The sequence below is a fragment of the Paenibacillus sp. FSL R7-277 genome (genome assembly GCF_000517965.1).
GTDB lineage: Bacteria > Bacillota > Bacilli > Paenibacillales > Paenibacillaceae > Paenibacillus_AQ > Paenibacillus_AQ silagei.
This window is the reverse complement of the sequence record NZ_ASPX01000016.1, coordinates 37,735-55,341: the sequence shown is the minus strand read 5'-3', so window position 1 is coordinate 55,341 and position 17,607 is coordinate 37,735. Positions and strand designations below refer to the sequence as shown.

Sequence of the window (17,607 nt, the reverse complement as noted above, 5' to 3'; positions counted from 1 at the left end):
GTCCAGCCCTCCTCCAAAACGGATATCCGCCTTAAGCTGCAGTAACCCTGCGCTCCTCTGCATTAACAAAGGCTTCCGCACCCGGATGACCTGCCGCCTCAAGCAGCATACGCAGGGGTACCCAGAGGGAGGAGCCTTGGAGCTGCACCTGTGCCGCCCTGTACTCTGCTGTACCGTCCGGCCAGTAAATGCCAACCTCCTGCTTCTGTGAGTCTAACGTCATGCTGCGGCCGTTCCAGCTTACAGCTGCGCTGCGGGTATCCGCATCCCAGCCGACCCGCCCGCCCAGCCGTTCCACGGTGGCGCGTAGCGGAACATAGTACTGCCCGTCCTGGAGACGGTACTCTCCGGGCTTCAGCTTGATCTCCATCCGCCCAATCTCAAGCGCAAGCGCCTTGCCTGGTGCAAACAGCTCCGCATTCGGAGCAATATTGGCCGATATCCAATCCTGTGACGGCTTGCTCCGCTGAAGCGAGGCTGCCTTGGAGGACACCCTGAACTGTACGGGATCACTCTGCGTATCCAGAACGCCGAACTCATAACCGGCCGCTCTGTAGCGTTCAATAATGGCAGGCAGCGCCTTGGCACTCTGTTCATGGCCTGATCCGTCATGCAGCAGCAGCACCACACTGGCGGAGTACAAGTCAGCCACAGATGCCTGCACAATCTCCGCAGCGGGCACTCCCCGGCGGCGGGAATCTCCGCTGTCCACAGTCCAGTCCATCACCCGGTAGCCTGCCTGCTTCAGCAGATTGAAGTATGTACTGTCGAAATGGCCGAACGTGCCGCCCGGCGCACGGACCAGTTGCGGACGGACGCCTGTGATCTCACGTACCGTTTCCTCCGTCTGCTTGATTTGGCGCCAGAATTCCGTGAAGCCGCTATATAAATCATGATAGTTATGATTATAGGTATGGTTGCCGATAGCATGCCCCTGCTCCCAGATGGCATGGATCAGCTCGGGACGCCCTGCGGCCTGATCCCCCAGCACGAAGAAGGTCGCCTTAACCCCCTGCTCCTGCAATATGCTAAGCACCTTGGGAGTAACTGCGCTTGGCCCGTCGTCAAAAGTCAGATAGACCACCTTCTCCTTACGGTGACCGGCTGCTGGAGCAGCTTTCCCCGCAGCAGCAGCAGCTACTTGTTTTATAGCGGGAGCAGGACGCTCTGCATCTGCCTTAGGGGTTGAACCGCCCGAAATATGCGGCTGCCGTGATTCTGCGGTTGTCATTCTGGCCGCTGCCGGAGGCAAATCTTGCACCGGGACAGCCGGAGCATTATTCTTAGAGAGTAGAGGTAACGCACTGCCTGCTTCAGCCTGCAGGGAGTACGTAATCCGCGAACCGGAAGAATTCCCCTGCCCTCCATAGGCTGACACACCCAGACTCAGCACAACAGCAATAACAAGCAACCCGCAGATCATGATGCGGCGGATAGGATTTTCCAGGTTGTTCTTCATCTTCTCTACCTCCAGCATTCTATTGGCGCACCCGCACCATTTGGTAGATTGTATGAAGACAAGCTTCAGAATAGAATAGGCGCGCAGCCTTTGGAGAGTGAAGAATCTATGGATATGCTCAAATGGATACAAGAATTGTTTGCGAGCTATGGTTATAGCGTATTGTTTTTCGGGCTTTTGCTCGAATTTATCGCCCTGCCTTTTCCCGGGGAGACCACGATGGCCTTCGCAGGATTTCTCTCTTTCACGGGGAGGCTGGATTTCTTCACCCTGGTGATCGTAGCCTTCTTAGGGACTACAATCGGGATGACCATTACATATTTCATCGGGCTCAAGGCCGGTCTGCCCTTTATCCAGCGGTACGGCAAATGGTTCATGTTCTCTCCGGCCAAGCTGGAAAAGACGCAGCGCTGGTTCGAGAAATACGGCAGCGTGCTGATCTCCATCGGCTATTTCATCCCCGGCGTCCGCCACTTCACCGGCTATTTTGCCGGGATTATTGCCCTGCCCTTCCGTAAATTCGCTATGTATGCCTATGGGGGAGCAATATTCTGGGTAGTGTTATTCCTCGGAATCGGCAAAATCTTCGGCCCGCAGTGGATGGGCATCTTCCACCTGATCGAATCCTATGCCCTCTGGATCGCGGTAAGCGTGCTGGTTATTGCCGCGCTGATTGTCATTTACCGTTACCGGGCTGCCATTTCTCTCCGGCTGCGCCGGCGCAAGCCAGTGGCTACGCTTGATGCCAAGGTCCAAGTGAAGGTCAAAGAGACCTCCAAGACCCGCTGACTATAGCCTCACCTAACGTCTGAAAGAAGGTATCCCTGTGAAAATAGACCGTCTGCTCTCCATTGTCATATTGCTGCTTAACCGGCCGCTGATTCAGGCCAAGGAGCTGGCCGATATGTTTGAGGTCTCCGTGCGTACGATTTACCGCGATATAGACAGCATTAACAGCGCAGGCATCCCTGTGGTTACCTATCAGGGCGCAGGCGGTGGCATCGGCCTCATGCAGGGCTACCGGCTGGACCGCAACGTATTATCGCAACGCGAGCTGGCCGATATTTTCAGTGCGCTGCAAAGCGCCTCCTCCATCGGAGGAGAGGGCCATCAGCTATTGATGGAGAAGATCAGCAGCGTCGTCCCTCCCTCCCAGATCTCCGCCTTCCGCAGCAAAACCACGCAAATGATCGTCGATTTCTCCCCCTGGGAGCTGACAGCTCCGCTGGAGGAGCGGCTGGACCTCCTTAAAGAAGCCTTAGAGGAGGAGGTCATGGTCACTTTTGAATACATAACTGCCGAAGGCAGGGTAAGCCAGCGTACGGTCGAGCCCTATACGCTGGTCCTCAAGGGACAATTCTGGTACTTATACGGGTTCTGCGAGGAGCGTCAGGATTTCCGCCTCTTCAAGCTGCTGCGGATGAAAGCGCTAGTGAAGGAGAACAGGCACTATATCCGCCAGGATATTCCGCTTACAGAGCTGCCGTGGAGTAGTAGCTGGAAGGAACCGCAGAATCTCACACCGGTCAAGCTGCGTTTCACGCCGGAAGGCAAGCATCTCGCCGAGGAATACTTCGACTGTGAGACGCTCCAGCGGGATGATACCGGCGGATACACCCTAACGCTCCAGTACCCTGAGAATGACTGGCTATACGGCTTCCTGCTAAGCTTCGGAACCGTCCTGGAGGTGCTGGGACCGGAGCACATCCGCCGCAGATTAGGCGAGGTGGCCCGCGGCGTCGCGGCGGTATATTCATCAGACTTGCCGGAGCGGCAATAAAACCCGAACCTAAGCATTTTCAATTCGCCATCGCATGACCTCCTTTCCACCCCACCCGCATTCAAGCATGTACAATCTTTTTCCATCCGCATCCGAACCTGAATCCATGTTGTCAGGTTTGCCGGTTTATACTCTAAGGGAGAAGCCGGTTTTTGACTGGGAGACTGGGGAGGATGAAGGACAGTGGGGCAATTTCACCCTAGTTCCCAGACGCAAAAAGACGACCCGGCAACCGTTAACGGTTATAGCGGATCGTCTTTTTTTATTCAGGATTATGCTCTCTGTGATTTCGTCAGGTTCGGCTGCGGCTGTCCGCCTTCCGCTTCTTCCGTCTTGAGGAAGTCGGGCTGCGGAGAGGTCTTGCGGATGAACAGCGCCAGCACCAGGGCAACAACAGTCACCCAGGTTGCTACAGCGAAAGCATGGGTAATCCCGTTAATCGTTGCTTCCTGTGTAAGCTTCAGCATCGCAGCCTTATCGGTCTTCGACACCGCACCGCTTACCAGTGCATCGGTAATGTTGCTCTTCGTACGGTTGGTCATCAGGCTGACGAACAGGGCCATCCCCAGTGCACCGCCCACGGTACGCAGGGTGTTGGACATGGCTGTACCATGAGAAGCCAGACGCTGCGGCAGCTGGTTCAGACCGGCGGTGACGATAGGCATCATCAGCATCGACATCCCGAACATGCGGGCCGTATACGTCAGGATCAGATGAGTATAAGTGGTAGTGGTGCTGATCTGGCTGAATTCCCAGGTCGTTACAGTGGTGATGGCAAGGCCGATAACCGCCAGCCATCTGGCTCCGATTTTATCAAATATAATTCCGGTGATCGGTGACATCACGCCCATCAGAACCGCACCCGGGAGCAGCATCAGTCCGGATTCCATCGGTGTAAAGCCGCGGATGGTCTGCAGATAGATCGGCAGCAGGATCATCCCTGCATACATAGCCATAGTGACGATAATGTTGATCACGGTAGTCAGGGAGAACATGTTGTAGCGGAAAATGCGGAACTCAAGCAGCGGCTTATCCGTGGTCAGCTCACGCCATACGAACAGCCCCAGGGACACGATACCCAGGATCAGGCAGAGAATAACGGTCGTGCTTCCCCAGCCGTCTGTTCCGGCATCACTGAAGCCGTAGAGCAGCCCGCCGAAGCCCAGTGTAGACAGAATCACACCCGGTTTATCCAGCTTCGGAGAAGTCAGCTTACCGACATTCTGCATAGTCTTCATGCCGAGCAGCATTGAGAAAATGGCCAGCGGAAGCACGATGTAGAACAGCACGCGCCAGGAATAGTTCTGCACGACCCAGCCGGACAAGGTAGGGCCGACAGCCGGAGCAAAAATCATCGCAACCGCCATCAGTCCCATCGCCTTGCCCCGTTCTTCAATCGGGAAGATACGCAGGAACACAATGTTCATCAGCGGCATCAGAATTCCGGCACCTACAGCCTGAATGACTCTGCCGACCATAATCATCTCAAAGCCTGTTCCTATTGCACAGACCAGTGTACCTATCGAAAATAACATCATTGCCGTCGTAAAGAGCTGGCGGGTCGTAAATTTCTCCACCAGATAGGCGCTGATCGGCACGAGCACACCATTAACCAGCATGAACCCTGTCGTCAGCCATTGGGCCGTATTGGCGAGGATATTCAGATCCTCCATCATTTTGGGCAGCGCCACATTCATCAGCGTCTGATTGAGTAGCGCCACGAAGGCGCCGATCAGGAGCGCTGCGATAATCGGGCCTCTGCGGACCGTCTTGGACGGTGCATTACCGGCTGTAATTGTACTCATAGCTTCTTGTTGTCTCTCCCTTGTTCTAGAATTCGGATAATTTCACCATGCAGCCGCAGCAGCTCCTGTACATCCTCCGCAGGAATATCTGCCAAGGGCTGCAAATGTCTTCGGAGTGACTGTCTGCTGAGCAGACGGATCTCCTTGCCTTTCTCGGTCATCGCCAGCTTAAATATTCGTCTGTCGCTCTGCGAGCGTTCTCTGGTAATCAGTCCGGCCTTCACCATCCGGTCCACTACACCGCTGGCTGCGCTGTTGCCCAGATGCAGAAGATCGGCCAGCTCCGTGATCCCGATATCGGGATGCAAGGATAACTTACGCAATACCATCAGTTGGGTAGATGTGATGTTAAGCTCCTCTGCATCCTTCCACAGAAGCTGCTGGAAATTATGGGTGATGCAGCGGAAAGAGGACAGAATATCGTCCAGTTGCTTTTCCTTTTCTTCCAAGCCTTATCCCTCCACAAGCATAATGCACAATAATACTTCGCATGCGAACTATTTTACTATTTACCTATTTATCCGTCAATGGTTTTCTTGCAGAAATTTTCTGAAAATTACGGAAAGCGAGGATTAAACATGAATACAGAACAACGAAATCACTGGAACAGGCAGCATAAAATGTTGTCCAGGATCATCACCAAGCCGGAGGCGCATACTGAAGCAGTCGCTATCATTCTGGAGCTGCATACCTCCCTCTACGCCTCTGAAGAAGGCAACGGGGAACAGGCAACCTATGAGGATGCCTTATGGGACCAGCTGCTGGAGTCCACCGCGCGCAGCTACCCGGTGCAGACACCCGGCAGCCGTAATTCTATAGTCTGGCATCTGTGGCACAGTGCACGAATAGAGGATATCACCATGAACATCCTGGGGGCAGACCGTGAGCAGGTGCTATACTCCGGTCAGTATGCCCGGAGGCTGGGGGTTCCTTACGTTCATTCCGGCAACGGAATGAGTGAACAGGATGTTGCTACACTCAGTAGAGAGGTGAACCTCGGAGCGCTATCCGAGTACCGGCGCGATGTCGCCCGCAGAACACGTTCCATCCTATCCGCTCTGGAGCCGGGACAGCTCGGGATGAAGGCAACTCCGGCGCAGTTCGAGAGAGTCCGGGAGGAGAAAGCGGTACTCGACAGCGAGCAGTGGCTAATGGATTATTGGGGCGGCAAGACCTTTGCCGGTCAGGTACTGATGCCGGCCACCCGGCATAACTTCGTCCATCTGAACAAAGCGATGCGGGTGAAGCAGAAGCTGCAGAAGTGACTCCGGGGTATCCGGAGGATTTGACCCACGTGCTCCGCGCCTGCTTCATGTAGTCGGTTTTCCGACTACATTTGGCCCACGTGCTCCGCGCCTGCTCCATGTAGTCGGTTTTTCGACTACATTTGGCCCACATGCTCCGCTCCTGCTCCATGTAGTCGGTTTTTCGACTACATTCTCTCCACTTGCCTTCCAGGGCTCAACCCTCATGTGTTCGGTTCTCCACACACATGGGGGTTGAGCCCTGGAAGGCAAACAAGCGGACCGGAGTTTCCTCCGGTCCGCTCTTCATCTATTCAACCGCTGCTTATCCGCAGGCAGCTTGCTCTACCCCTGACATCCCACACTACCGGCCATGACTGGCACCAGCTGTGCCAGATCGTCCGCTGACGGCTGGGTACCGGCGGCGAGGCCGCTGGCAATCGACATCATCAGCTTGATCCGGTTGGCCTGATTGACCACGCTGACTCCGGCATCATAATCAATGGCGACGATGTTCGCACCAGGATATAGATCCTTAAGCCCTTTAATCATCCCGCGCCCGGTAATATGGTTCGGCAGGCAGGCAAACGGCTGAATGCAGGCAATATTGTTCACGCCGTTATCCAGCAGATCCATCATCTCCGCCGTCAGGAACCAGCCTTCGCCCATCTGGTTGCCTACCGACACGAGGCGGCTTGCCTTCTCGGCCAGACCGTAGATATTCTCCCGGCCTTTGGATAGTCCAGCCTGCTCCAGCGCTACCTTGACCGGCTTGCGGTAGATTTCGAGATAGGAGATCAGCATGGGATTGATATAGCCCAGCCGCTTGCTTTTGCCGAATTGCTCGGCCTTGTAGATCGGATTGTAGACACAATAGAAAATAAAGTCCAGGAAATCAGGCATCACGGCCTCTCCGCCCTCCGCCTCTATCATGTCGATGATATGATTGTTGGCATCCGGATGGAACTTGATCAGAATCTCCCCGACAATGCCCACCTTGGGCTTATCCGCTGAGATAACTGGCAGCCGCGAGAACCCGGCAACAATCTCACGGGTCAGACGCTTGTATTCACGGAACGAGAAGTTCGACAGGCTGCCCTTGCAGCGTCCCATTCCTTGGCGGAATAAGGCCTCTGTGCTTCCCGGCACCGCTTCATACGGTCTGAAGCGGTGCAGCAGGCGCATCATCAGATCTCCGTAGCAGGCTGCGGCGATCAGGCGGTTCGCCAGCTTCAGGCTGATGCGGAAGCCCGGCTGGTTCTCCATCCCGGAGGCATTCAGGGAGATCACCGGGATCTGCCCCAGATCGGCATCCTTCAGCGCCTTGCGCAGCAGAGAGATGTAGTTCGTCGCCCGGCAGCCGCCGCCGGTCTGCGACATGATTACAGCCGTCCGGTCCGGGTCATAATCGCCGCTCTTCAGTGCCGACAGCATCTGCCCGATCGTTACAATCGCCGGATAACAGGCATCATTGTTGACGTACCGGAGGCCTTCCTCCGTCTCCTGCGGACCGGTCGATTCCAGAATTTTCAGCCGGTAGCCCGCATCCTGGAAGACCCGTTCGAACAGTTCGAAATGAATCGGCGACATCTGCGGGGCAAGGATGGTATAGGTATCCTTCATTTCTTTGGTGAACGGCACATTGGCTTGCGGCTTGTAGAGCAGCTGCGGCTTAACCTCACCTCTCTCGCGCTCACGCATTGCGGCCTGGAGCGAACGCAGGCGAATCCGCGCGGCTCCGAGATTGCTGATTTCATCGATTTTGATGAGCGTATAGACCTTGTTGTGACGCTCCATAATCTCCTGAACCGCATCGCAGGTAATCGCATCGATCCCGCAGCCGAAGGAGGTGAGCTGGACCAGCTCCAGATCACTTCTTCCCGCTGCCAGCCGGGCCGCACGGTACATCCGCGCATGGTAGGTCCACTGGTTCACTACGCCAACATCCCCTTCGCTGCGGTCCAGATGGCAGATCGAATCCTCGGTCAGCACCGCAAGCCCCATACCGGTAATCATATCGGCAATCCCGTGGTTGATCTCAGGGTCGGCATGATACGGATGCCCGCAGAGCAGAATTCCCTTCGTGCCTGTCTCTGAGAGGAAGACCAACGTCTCCTCGCCCTTGGTACGCACATCGTTCTTCGCCTGCTCCGCTTCCGCCAGTCCTGCCTGGACAGCAGACGCAATCTCCTCCTTAGGCACCTCGGCGAAGGTTCGCGCCAGCACCCGGGTCAGCGCCGGAATATCGTCGAAGGTCAGGAACGGGCTGACCAGCGGAACCCCCTGCTCCTTCAGGCCGTCCATATTATTGCGGATCACCTCGGGGTAGGAGGCAACCACCGGGCAGTTGAAGTGATTCTGCGCCGCATCATCCTCCTTCTTCTCATACACCACCGCCGGGTAAAAGATGAAGTCCACGCCTTGGCCGATCAGCTGCTGTACATGCCCGTGGGCCATTTTGGCCGGATAGCAGATGGATTCCGAAGGAATGGTATCCATTCCGCTCTCATACAGCTTCTTACTAGACTTCGGAGACAGCACGGTCCGGTAGCGCAGCGAGGTGAAAAAGGTATGCCAGAACGGGTAATTCTCGAACATATTCATTGTGCGAGGAAGTCCAACCGTTCCCCGGAGCGCTGCCACTTCAGGCAGGCCCTCATACGCGAAGAACCGCTCATATTTATATTGCATCAGGTTCGGCAGCGTGTTCTTCTCTTTCTTGCCGCCTGCGCCGCGTTCACAGCGGTTCCCCGTCACATGGAAGCTCTTGTCCGGGAACCGGCTGATGGTCAGCGCACAGTTGTTGGCACAGCGGCTGCAGCGGCCTGGAGCGACTGAATACTGGAAGCCCTCCAGCTCCTCCGGTCCGAGAATCGTGCTGATTCCTTCCGGCGCAGCCTGTTCTCTGGCCATCAGCGCACAGCCGTAAGCGCCCATCACGCCGGCGATATCAGGTCTGACTACCGTTCTTCCGGTCAGCAGCTCAAAAGCCCGCAGGACGGCTTCATTGTAGAAGGTGCCGCCCTGGACGATAATATTCCGGCCCAAATCCTCGGGATTACGGATCTTGATCACCTTTTGCAGCGCATTCTTCACCACGGAATAGGCCAGCCCGGCCGAGAGATCAGCAAGGGAAGCCCCTTCCTTCTGGACCTGCTTCACCTTGGAATTCATGAATACAGTACAGCGTGAGCCGAGATTCACCGGTCCCTTCGATTCGAGTGCCGCAGCGGCGAACTCCTCTATGCCAAGCTCCAGTGCGGAAGCGAAGCTCTCCAGGAAGGAGCCGCAGCCCGCCGAGCAGGCCTCATTAAGCATCAGGCTGTCGATCGCTCCCCCGCGGATCTTGATGCACTTCATGTCCTGTCCGCCGATATCGAGGATGAAGTCGACCTCCGGCATGAACCGGGAGGCTGCCTTGTAATGGGCCACCGTCTCTACTTCTCCGCCATCCATCCGCAGCGCCGCCTTAACCAGACCCTCTCCATAACCGGTTGCGTAAGCTCCCGCAATGTAGCAGCCTGAGGGCAGAATCCGGTAGAGCTCCTTCAGCGCGTCCGTAACCGACTGCAGAGGATTGCCTCCATTGCTCCCGTAAAAGGTATGCAGAATCTCATCCGCCGCTCCGGTAACCACCAGCTTGGTCGTGGTAGAGCCGGCATCAATGCCCAGAAAGACCGGCCCCCGGTAGGCAGCCAGCGCGGAACGCGGTGCCGTAGCCTGACTGTGACGAAGTCTGAACTGTGCCAGATCATCCGGCGCTCTGAACAGCGGCGCCAGCTCTGCATCCTCCGCGCGGTCCTGCGAGAAGTCTACAGCCATGATCCGGGCGATCCAGCCGCTGAGCGGCAGGAATACGGGATCTGACCCGGCAAGCGCCGAACCGATGGCGACGAAGTATTGCGAGTGCTCCGGGAACAGCACCTCCTCCTCCTTCAGTCCAAGCGTCTCCGTGAACCGGTCCCGCAGAGCGGACAGGAAGGTCAACGGTCCCCCGAGAAAAGCAACACGCCCACGGATCGGACGTCCGCAGGCCAAGCCGCTGATCGTCTGGTTCACGATGCTCTGGAAGATCGAGGCCGCCACATCCTCACGCCGCGCCCCTTCATTCAGCAGCGGCTGCACATCGCTCTTGGCAAATACCCCGCAGCGCGAAGCGATGGGATAGATCCGCTCATGCTTCACCGCAAGCGCATTCAGACCCGCAGGGTCCGTCTGCAGCAGAGAGGCCATCTGATCGATGAATGCCCCTGTACCGCCTGCGCAGGCTGTGTTCATCCGCTGCTCAATGCCGCCGCTGAGGTAGATGATTTTGGCATCCTCTCCGCCCAGCTCAATCGCGGTATCACATTCTGGAATCCGTCCGCTGATCGCCCTCGTGCAGGCAATGACCTCCTGGACAAACGGAATCTCCCCGAGCTTGGACAGGGACAACCCGGAGGAGCCGCTTACGGTGAGCGCCGCTTCACTACCTGTGAACCTCTGCTGCACCTCTGACAGCAGGGTAACTGCCGCCTTTTTTATATCACTGAAATGACGCACATAATCCTGATATATAATGATATCCCGTTCCATAACCACCAATTTGGCTGTAGTTGATCCGACGTCAAGCCCAATACGCAGTCTCTTCATGCCATCCCCCATACCTTGCTCCAAATTTGAAGTAATATGAGGCAACTATATCACGAGTGAGCCTGACTATAGCTGTTAGAAAAGTAACAGACAAATACAATTAATTACCAGCATACTTAATTATTTCACGATTTGTTCTAATGCGGCCTCCACATGGCCCTTCACTCTGACTTTTCGCCACTCCGCTCTCAGAATTCCTTCCTCATCAATCAGAAAAGTAGAGCGCACAATCCCCATGAATTCCTTGCCGTAGAGCTTCTTAAGCTGCCATACCCCGAACAATTCGCTCACCTTATGCTCCTCATCGGATAATAACGGAAAGGGCAGGCTATTCTTCGCAATAAATTTGCTGTGTGAGGCCAGCGGATCGGCACTGATTCCAAGAACAACCGCCCCATTCGCGGCAATCGTATCGTGGGCATCACGGAAATCGCAGGCCTCCTGGGTGCAGGCCGGGGTACTGTCCTTAGGATAGAAATAGAGCAGCACCTTCCTGCCGCGGTAATCATTTAAGCTGATATTGCCCCCTGTTGAGGCAGGGAGTGTGAAGTCCGGAACCTTGTCACCTACTGTGATATTCATTTATTATTCACTCCTCTTAATGTGGTTGTTGATTTCTGAAATTGCGTGTCTTCCCAAAAGAAATTATAATGTAGAGAATGTGAACTGGAAAGGACGAACGAAATGCCACCAAGAAAGAACCGGCACGCCAAAGCCGGCAAGTCAAAGAAGAAAACGCTGCTCTGGACTCTGGCAATCATACTCCTTTTAATCATCGGAGGTCTGGTTTACTATTTCACTGCAATTTACAATCAGCTCGATAACCTCCACAAGACAGGTGAAGATTCTCCGTTCGCCAATGTTCCCACAGCCTCGGCGGAGGCGGTTAAGCCCCCTGTATGGGAAGGCACAGAGCCGGTCAATATCCTGCTCATGGGCGTGGATGCGCGCGGGGTGAAGAAGGGCGAGGTGCCGCGTTCCGACACTATGCTGGTCGCCTCACTTGATCCGGTGAAGAAGAAGTTCTATGTCTTTTCCATTCTTCGTGACACTTATGTTGACATCCCTGACCACGGTTCACAGCGGATCAATGCCGCCATTACCTATGGACCCAACACGGCGATGCAGACGGTCAGCGACCTGCTCGGTATCCCGATTCAATATTATGTCTATACCGATTTCCAGGGCTTCATGAAGCTGGTGGATGCTGTAGGCGGTGTGGATTATGAGGTCGAGAAGGATATGCGTTATACCACCAAGGCGGACGGGCCTGAGTTCGATATCGATCTCAAGAAGGGCTTCCAGCACCTGGATGGCAAAATGGCTCTGCAGTATGTGCGCTTCCGTCATGACGCGACCTCCGATTTCACCCGGACAGAGCGCCAGCGCGGCTTCCTTAAGGCTGTAGCAGATAAGGTGATCAGCACCACCTCCATTATCAAGCTGCCGACCATTCTTGGTGAGGTTACACCTTATATTGACACGAATCTTGATATTAGCGACATGTGGAAGCTCGGCGCTGTAGGCTATGACAGCTCTATGGGCGGCAGCGCGCAGATTCCGCCGATGAATCTGATCCGGGAGAAGACCCTCAAGGACGGCTCCCAGGTGATCGGGTTCAGCAGCGAGCGGGCGCTGAAGCAGTTCGTAGAGGATACGCTCACTGCACCCGAACCATCGCCAACTCCTGGAGCAGAGGCTTCACCGGGCAGCAGCCCTTCCACATCACCGGGAACAAAGTAACATCCAATATAACCATGCTTGGCACACGGGGCGGGCGGACAGCGGGAATCAGACGCGGTTCGCCCTTTCCCATGAGCGCAAGCCAAGAAGAAAGGAACATTAGCTATGAACCGCAGCACATCAGAACAGTTATACGAGGAAGCTCTCCAGCATATTGTCGGAGGCGTGAACAGCCCCTCCCGCTCCTTCAAGGCCGTGGGCGGAGGCGCCCCTGTCTTCATGAAACGCGCCGGAGGCTCACGCTTTTGGGATGAGGACGGCAATGAATATATTGATTATCTGGCCGCCTATGGCCCGATCATTACCGGACATGCCCACCCGCATATCACCGCCGCTCTTACTGAGGCCGCACAGAACGGACTGCTCTACGGAACGCCAACCCGGCTTGAGATCAAGCTGGCTAAGATGCTGAAGGAAGCTATTCCCTCGATGGACAAGGTACGCTTCGTCAACTCCGGTACAGAAGCCGTCATGACGACCATCCGCGTCGCCCGCGCCTACACGAAGCGCAGCAAAATCATCAAATTCGCCGGCTGTTATCACGGCCACTCTGACCTTGTGCTTGTAGCCGCAGGTTCAGGTCCATCGACGCTGGGCATCCCTGACAGCGCAGGCGTTCCGGCCAGTATCGCCCAAGAGGTCATCACCGTTCCCTTCAATGATCTGGATGCCCTGCGTGAAGCATTAGAGAAATGGGGCCAGGATGTGGCTGCTGTTATGGTCGAGCCGATTGTCGGCAACTTCGGTATGGTTATGCCGGAGCCAGGCTTCCTGGAAGGCTTATGCAAGCTGACGCACGAGAACGGCTCCCTGGTTATCTATGATGAAGTCATTACCGCCTTCCGTTTCCACTACGGCTCCACACAGACCTATGCCGGTCTGGCGAATCATGAGGAGATCATTCCCGATCTGACTGCCCTTGGCAAAATCATCGGCGGCGGGCTGCCTATTGGCGCTTACGGCGGCCGCAAGCATGTCATGGAGCAGGTCGCTCCGCTCGGTCCTGCTTATCAGGCCGGCACGATGGCCGGTAACCCCGCCTCGATCTCGGCAGGGATCGCCTGCCTGGAGGTGCTTAGCGCGGAAGGCGTCTATGACGAGATGGAGCGGCTGGCCATCCGCCTGACCGAAGGACTTCAGGCGTCCGCTGACCGTCACGGTATTCCACTAACCATCAACCGAATTCGTGGTGCATTCTCCACACATTTTTGCAGCCATCCCATTACGAATTATGAAGAAGCGCAGGATACCGATGGTGAACTGTTCGCCAGCTTCTTCCGGCATATGCTGAGCCGGGGCATCAACCTGGCCCCGTCCAAATATGAGGCGTGGTTCCTGACCACAGCCCACACGGATGCCGACATCGACCTCACCCTGGAGGCGGCAGAGGCTTCATTCGCAGCTATGGCGGCGGAGAAGTAATCGCCCAACTATAAGAATAGGCTGTCCCAAGAGTCAGATAATGACTTCCTGGGACAGCCTTTGTTTTGTTTACGTAAGATTAAGATCAATGTGAGTACCGTCCATACATGAACAACGCTGCCACCGCGAGCGGGGTCACCAGCCGTACGTCCATCAAATTCATATCCGCCGCTACTTGCCCTTCTGCTCATACAGGCTGCGGATCTCCACATCCTGCGGAAGCTTGAACGGGTTTTGCGGATTGATCCGGTCATAGAACATCGTTCCGTCCAGGTGATCCATCTCATGCTGGATGATGATCGCCTGATAGCCTTTGAATTTCTGGGTTACCACCTCGCCGTTCAGATCGAAGCCCCTAACCTTCACAGACTCATAACGCGGTACGAAGCCGTGCACCGGCCGGTCCACAGACAGACAGCCCTCGCTCTCCGGCAGATAGACCATCGCCAATGAATGGCTGATAATCTTGGGATTCACCCAGGTATATTCCACATTCTTGCCATTATCGTCCTTCAAAAACATGACAAACATCCGCTTCGATATTCCGATCTGGTTAGCGGATAAGCCTACCCCTGAACGCAGCTTATACTTGGCAGACATTTCGGCATCCTGACTGTTCTTCAGGAACTGCATCATGCTCTGCAGTACACCACGGTCTTCTGCCTGCAGCGGCAGCTGTACGGGTTCCGCTACCGTACGCAGGACAGGGTCGCCTTCCCGTATGATATCCTCCATCGTGATGATGTAATCAGCATTATACTTTGTACTAGACAACTGGGTTCATCCACCTTTTCCACTACGGGACTGATTTGATGATGCTATGGTTAGATTATGCGCGATTAAGGATTAATGAAAGCTGTCCGCAGCTTGCTGCTGTAATTCACATCGAAGCCCAGTCCGGTAGCGAGTGCGGCGAGCGGAAGATAGGTTTTATCCTCTTTGCCAACCTTATGCAGAAAAGCTGGAGTATCAATCGCTACATCCGCACCGTTCACCTTAATGGTCTTCGAGCCGATCGTAATAACCACCGTTCTTCCTCCGTAAATTACAGTCGCACTGGAGGTTTTGTTATCCCATTTGCCATCCGCACCCACTGCATTCAGAATATCCTTCAGCGCCAGAAAGTTCTGCCCGTTCTTCAAAATGGGCTTATTGGGCGTATTCAGTTCCTTCCCCTTCACCACGATGGACATCGGCGCTGTCTCCGAAGCCATCGCCGTTACTGCCGGCGTACGGTATTCCCCCCATTGCATTTCAGCGAATACAGTGGCAATCCGTTCATATCCAAGCTGCGTAGGATGGAAGTCTGCCGCCCCGGCTCCGATGATATGAGTTAGCGATCCCTCTACCCCGGCGAACTTTGCGGCTACATGAGCTACCTTAAGCGGAGCGCCTGCCTGGTTCAGGGTAGCCGCGATATTCTCAGCCGCGATGGTGAACTGTGCAGCCGCATTCATCAGCTTGTCATACGAAGCCCCCAGGGCGATTTTTGGAGCAGGCTGATACTGGTCGGCCAGCAGAATGGTTGCCTGCGGATTCACTTCCCGGATATTCTTCAGCAGCGCTGTTACATTACTGCTGTATTCCGTCAGACGCTCCGCAAGCTGGGAAGCGAAATCGGCATCGGTCAGCGTCTTGTAATTCAAGAACAGACTGCTGACATCATTACCGCCGATGGTAATGGTAATCAGATCCGCCGCAGCGAGCTCCGTTCTAATCTGCGGGGCCAGCGCAGCAAATTGCAAGGTACGCGGATCAGACAGCCCCGGCTGAATGGCCTCCGGCGTAATTACCGCGCTGTCCTTAATCGCTCCGGTATATTGAAGGAGTCCCGCTGTCTTAAGGCCCAAAATGCCATAATTCTTAAGCTCACTTCTGCCGTGGTACCAGCCCTGCTCCAGTAATCGCTCAGCGTATCCGTACGGCTTCACGGAGGGATCAGTCATCCCCGGCTCATACCCGGCAGTAATAGAATCTCCAAGTGCCACGATGCGAAAGACATCCTGCTCCGTTCCTTGCGCCACGGCTGCTGCAGCGGCAACCGCCGGACCTGCATGCACATTGATTAATACGGTGAACAACAGCAGTCCGCTAGCAGAAGCTGATATTAACCTTCTCCATGTCTTCAGCATCGTATTCCTCCTAAATTAGTATAATTCTATTCTAACATCCCGCCCAGCTCCTGTGGAAACAGCTTTGCCGTCTTTTTATAGCAGATAACGTTTCAACAGCTGATCTTTGCACAAAAGAGCGGTCTCCCGATAATTCGGAAAACCGCTCCTGTGGATAACAGCAGCTTATCGCTCTCCGCTGCCGGATTCTGAAGATTTCTTCGGTTCGCTAGTGCTGGGCGGACCGCTTGCCTGGTCTGAGCGCTTCACATATTTATCATACCGGTCATCCAGCTCATAGGCGATTTTGCGGTAACGAAGCGTCTCTTCGACTATGGGGTCAAGTGTAGTCTGTATGCGGATCTCATACTTGGGCGAAATCTGACGGATCTCCTTGGCCTGCCGGTCCGCCTGCTCCATCTCGCCGTCCTCCAGAAGCTCGCTTAGCCTCCGCTCCAGATCTTCATTCTCATTCATAACGGTGTAAGCCCTCCTACTGCTTCTTGAAGCCTGTAGCATCTGCGGCCTGCAGGGACGTAACCAGATAATCATGAATTCGTCCATTGCTTGCGACTACATGGCGTGTGCCGATATCGTAGGGATCACCCAGCGTATTCGTGACCTTGCCGCCGGATTCCAGCACCAGCAGCACCCCCGCTGCGCAGTCCCAAGGGCTCAGTCCAACCTCCCAATACCCGTCCACTCGTCCGGCAGCAACATAAGCCAGATGCAGTGCCGCCGATCCTCCGGCACGAATGCCGCGGACCTGCGGCATAATCTGCTGCAGCCCGGCCATATTCGCCGGCTGGGCCACCACGCGGTCCGGCGGGAAGCCCATGGCTATCAGGCTGTTACCCGGCAGAGTCTCAGCCGATACCTTCGTGGGAATCCCGTGCATGTATGCGCCCTTCCCCTTCTCGGCCACGAACATCTCGTCCCGGATCGGATCATAGATCACGCCTACCGTAAGCTCTCCCTTAACAACCAGAGCAATCGATACACAATAGAACGGGAAGCCGTGCACGAAATTAGTCGTGCCGTCTATCGGATCGACGATCCACAGATACTCATGCTCCCGTGCTTCATCCAGCGCGGCCGTCAGTGCCTCCGCACCAGGCTCAACACCCTCCTCGCCAAGGATGGCATGGTCGGGATAATGGGTCAGGATCAGCCGGCGGATCATCTGCTCCACACCCTTATCGACCTCCGTGACCAGATCCTGGGCCGATGTCTTACTGCCCAGCTCCTTCACCTGGCCTTGTCTGCTCTTGATCCATTCCCCCGCTTTGGCCGCAGCATTGATGGCTGCCGCCGTATGTCCCTTGCTTGTAACTACATAGGGCTGCCGTTCATTTCGGTTATCAGGACTTACAGGACTCATCTCTTCACTCCGCTTTCTTTGCGCATGATT

General features: G+C 55.3%; 14 protein-coding genes. 5 read left to right on the top strand and 9 right to left on the bottom strand.

Annotated elements, in window-relative coordinates:
- Positions 1-31: 31 nt before the first annotated feature.
- A complete protein-coding gene (locus tag C173_RS07745) occupies positions 32-1,459 on the bottom strand; it encodes a polysaccharide deacetylase (protein ID WP_036723813.1) in 1,428 nt (475 codons plus the stop codon).
- A gap of 108 nt (positions 1,460-1,567) precedes the next feature.
- Here C173_RS07745 and C173_RS07740 point away from each other — a divergent pair, with 108 nt between their 5' ends.
- Positions 1,568-2,248, top strand: coding sequence for a DedA family protein (locus C173_RS07740; RefSeq protein ID WP_036723812.1), 681 nt, complete (start codon positions 1,568-1,570; stop codon positions 2,246-2,248).
- Between the two features lie 37 nt (positions 2,249-2,285).
- A complete protein-coding gene (locus C173_RS07735; RefSeq protein ID WP_036723810.1) occupies positions 2,286-3,239 on the top strand; it encodes a helix-turn-helix transcriptional regulator in 954 nt (317 codons plus the stop codon).
- Between the two features lie 272 nt (positions 3,240-3,511).
- On the opposite strand, the gene C173_RS07730 is transcribed toward C173_RS07735, so the two are convergent.
- Together C173_RS07730 and C173_RS07725 are read right to left on the bottom strand one after the other, a co-directional pair.
- Positions 3,512-5,044 carry a DHA2 family efflux MFS transporter permease subunit gene (locus tag C173_RS07730; protein WP_036723809.1) on the bottom strand — a complete coding sequence of 511 codons (1,533 nt, stop codon included), beginning with the start codon at positions 5,042-5,044 and terminating at the stop codon, positions 3,512-3,514.
- Complete coding sequence (locus C173_RS07725; protein WP_036723807.1) at positions 5,041-5,493, bottom strand: MarR family winged helix-turn-helix transcriptional regulator; 453 nt, start codon at positions 5,491-5,493, stop codon at positions 5,041-5,043. Before C173_RS07725 ends, C173_RS07730 begins: the two co-directional genes overlap by 4 nt.
- Positions 5,494-5,622: 129 nt before the next feature.
- On the opposite strand from C173_RS07725, the gene C173_RS07720 reads away from it, so the two are divergent.
- Complete coding sequence (locus tag C173_RS07720; protein WP_036723805.1) at positions 5,623-6,309, top strand: hypothetical protein; 687 nt, start codon at positions 5,623-5,625, stop codon at positions 6,307-6,309.
- Between the two features lie 324 nt (positions 6,310-6,633).
- Here C173_RS07720 and C173_RS07715 read toward each other — a convergent pair whose 3' ends face one another.
- On the bottom strand, positions 6,634-10,920 hold the full coding sequence (locus C173_RS07715) for a 2-hydroxyacyl-CoA dehydratase (protein ID WP_036723843.1): 4,287 nt from the start codon (positions 10,918-10,920) through the stop codon (positions 6,634-6,636).
- 120 nt (positions 10,921-11,040) lie between these two features.
- Positions 11,041-11,502: a thioredoxin-dependent thiol peroxidase gene (bcp, locus tag C173_RS07710; protein WP_036723803.1), complete on the bottom strand. Its 462-nt coding sequence runs from the start codon at positions 11,500-11,502 to the stop codon at positions 11,041-11,043.
- Positions 11,503-11,604: 102 nt separating this feature from the next.
- On the opposite strand from bcp, the gene C173_RS07705 reads away from it, so the two are divergent.
- Positions 11,605-12,663 (top strand): LCP family protein, encoded by a 1,059-nt coding sequence (locus C173_RS07705; protein WP_051477898.1) that lies wholly within the window; start codon positions 11,605-11,607, stop codon positions 12,661-12,663.
- Positions 12,664-12,768: 105 nt separating this feature from the next.
- Entirely contained in the window at positions 12,769-14,085 is a 1,317-nt protein-coding gene (locus tag C173_RS07700) for a glutamate-1-semialdehyde 2,1-aminomutase (RefSeq protein WP_036723801.1), read from the top strand.
- 171 nt (positions 14,086-14,256) lie between these two features.
- Here C173_RS07700 and def read toward each other — a convergent pair whose 3' ends face one another.
- The 4 genes from def to C173_RS07680 all read right to left on the bottom strand — a co-directional run bounded on the left by def (position 14,257) and on the right by C173_RS07680 (position 17,577).
- Positions 14,257-14,820 (bottom strand): peptide deformylase, encoded by a 564-nt coding sequence (gene def, locus C173_RS07695; protein WP_036723841.1) that lies wholly within the window; start codon positions 14,818-14,820, stop codon positions 14,257-14,259.
- Between the two features lie 104 nt (positions 14,821-14,924).
- Entirely contained in the window at positions 14,925-16,217 is a 1,293-nt protein-coding gene (locus C173_RS07690; RefSeq protein WP_036723800.1) for a stalk domain-containing protein, read from the bottom strand.
- Between the two features lie 165 nt (positions 16,218-16,382).
- Positions 16,383-16,673: a hypothetical protein gene (locus C173_RS07685; protein WP_036723798.1), complete on the bottom strand. Its 291-nt coding sequence runs from the start codon at positions 16,671-16,673 to the stop codon at positions 16,383-16,385.
- 16 nt (positions 16,674-16,689) lie between these two features.
- Positions 16,690-17,577, bottom strand: coding sequence for an inositol monophosphatase family protein (locus C173_RS07680; protein ID WP_036723796.1), 888 nt, complete (start codon positions 17,575-17,577; stop codon positions 16,690-16,692).
- Positions 17,578-17,607 lie beyond the last annotated feature (30 nt).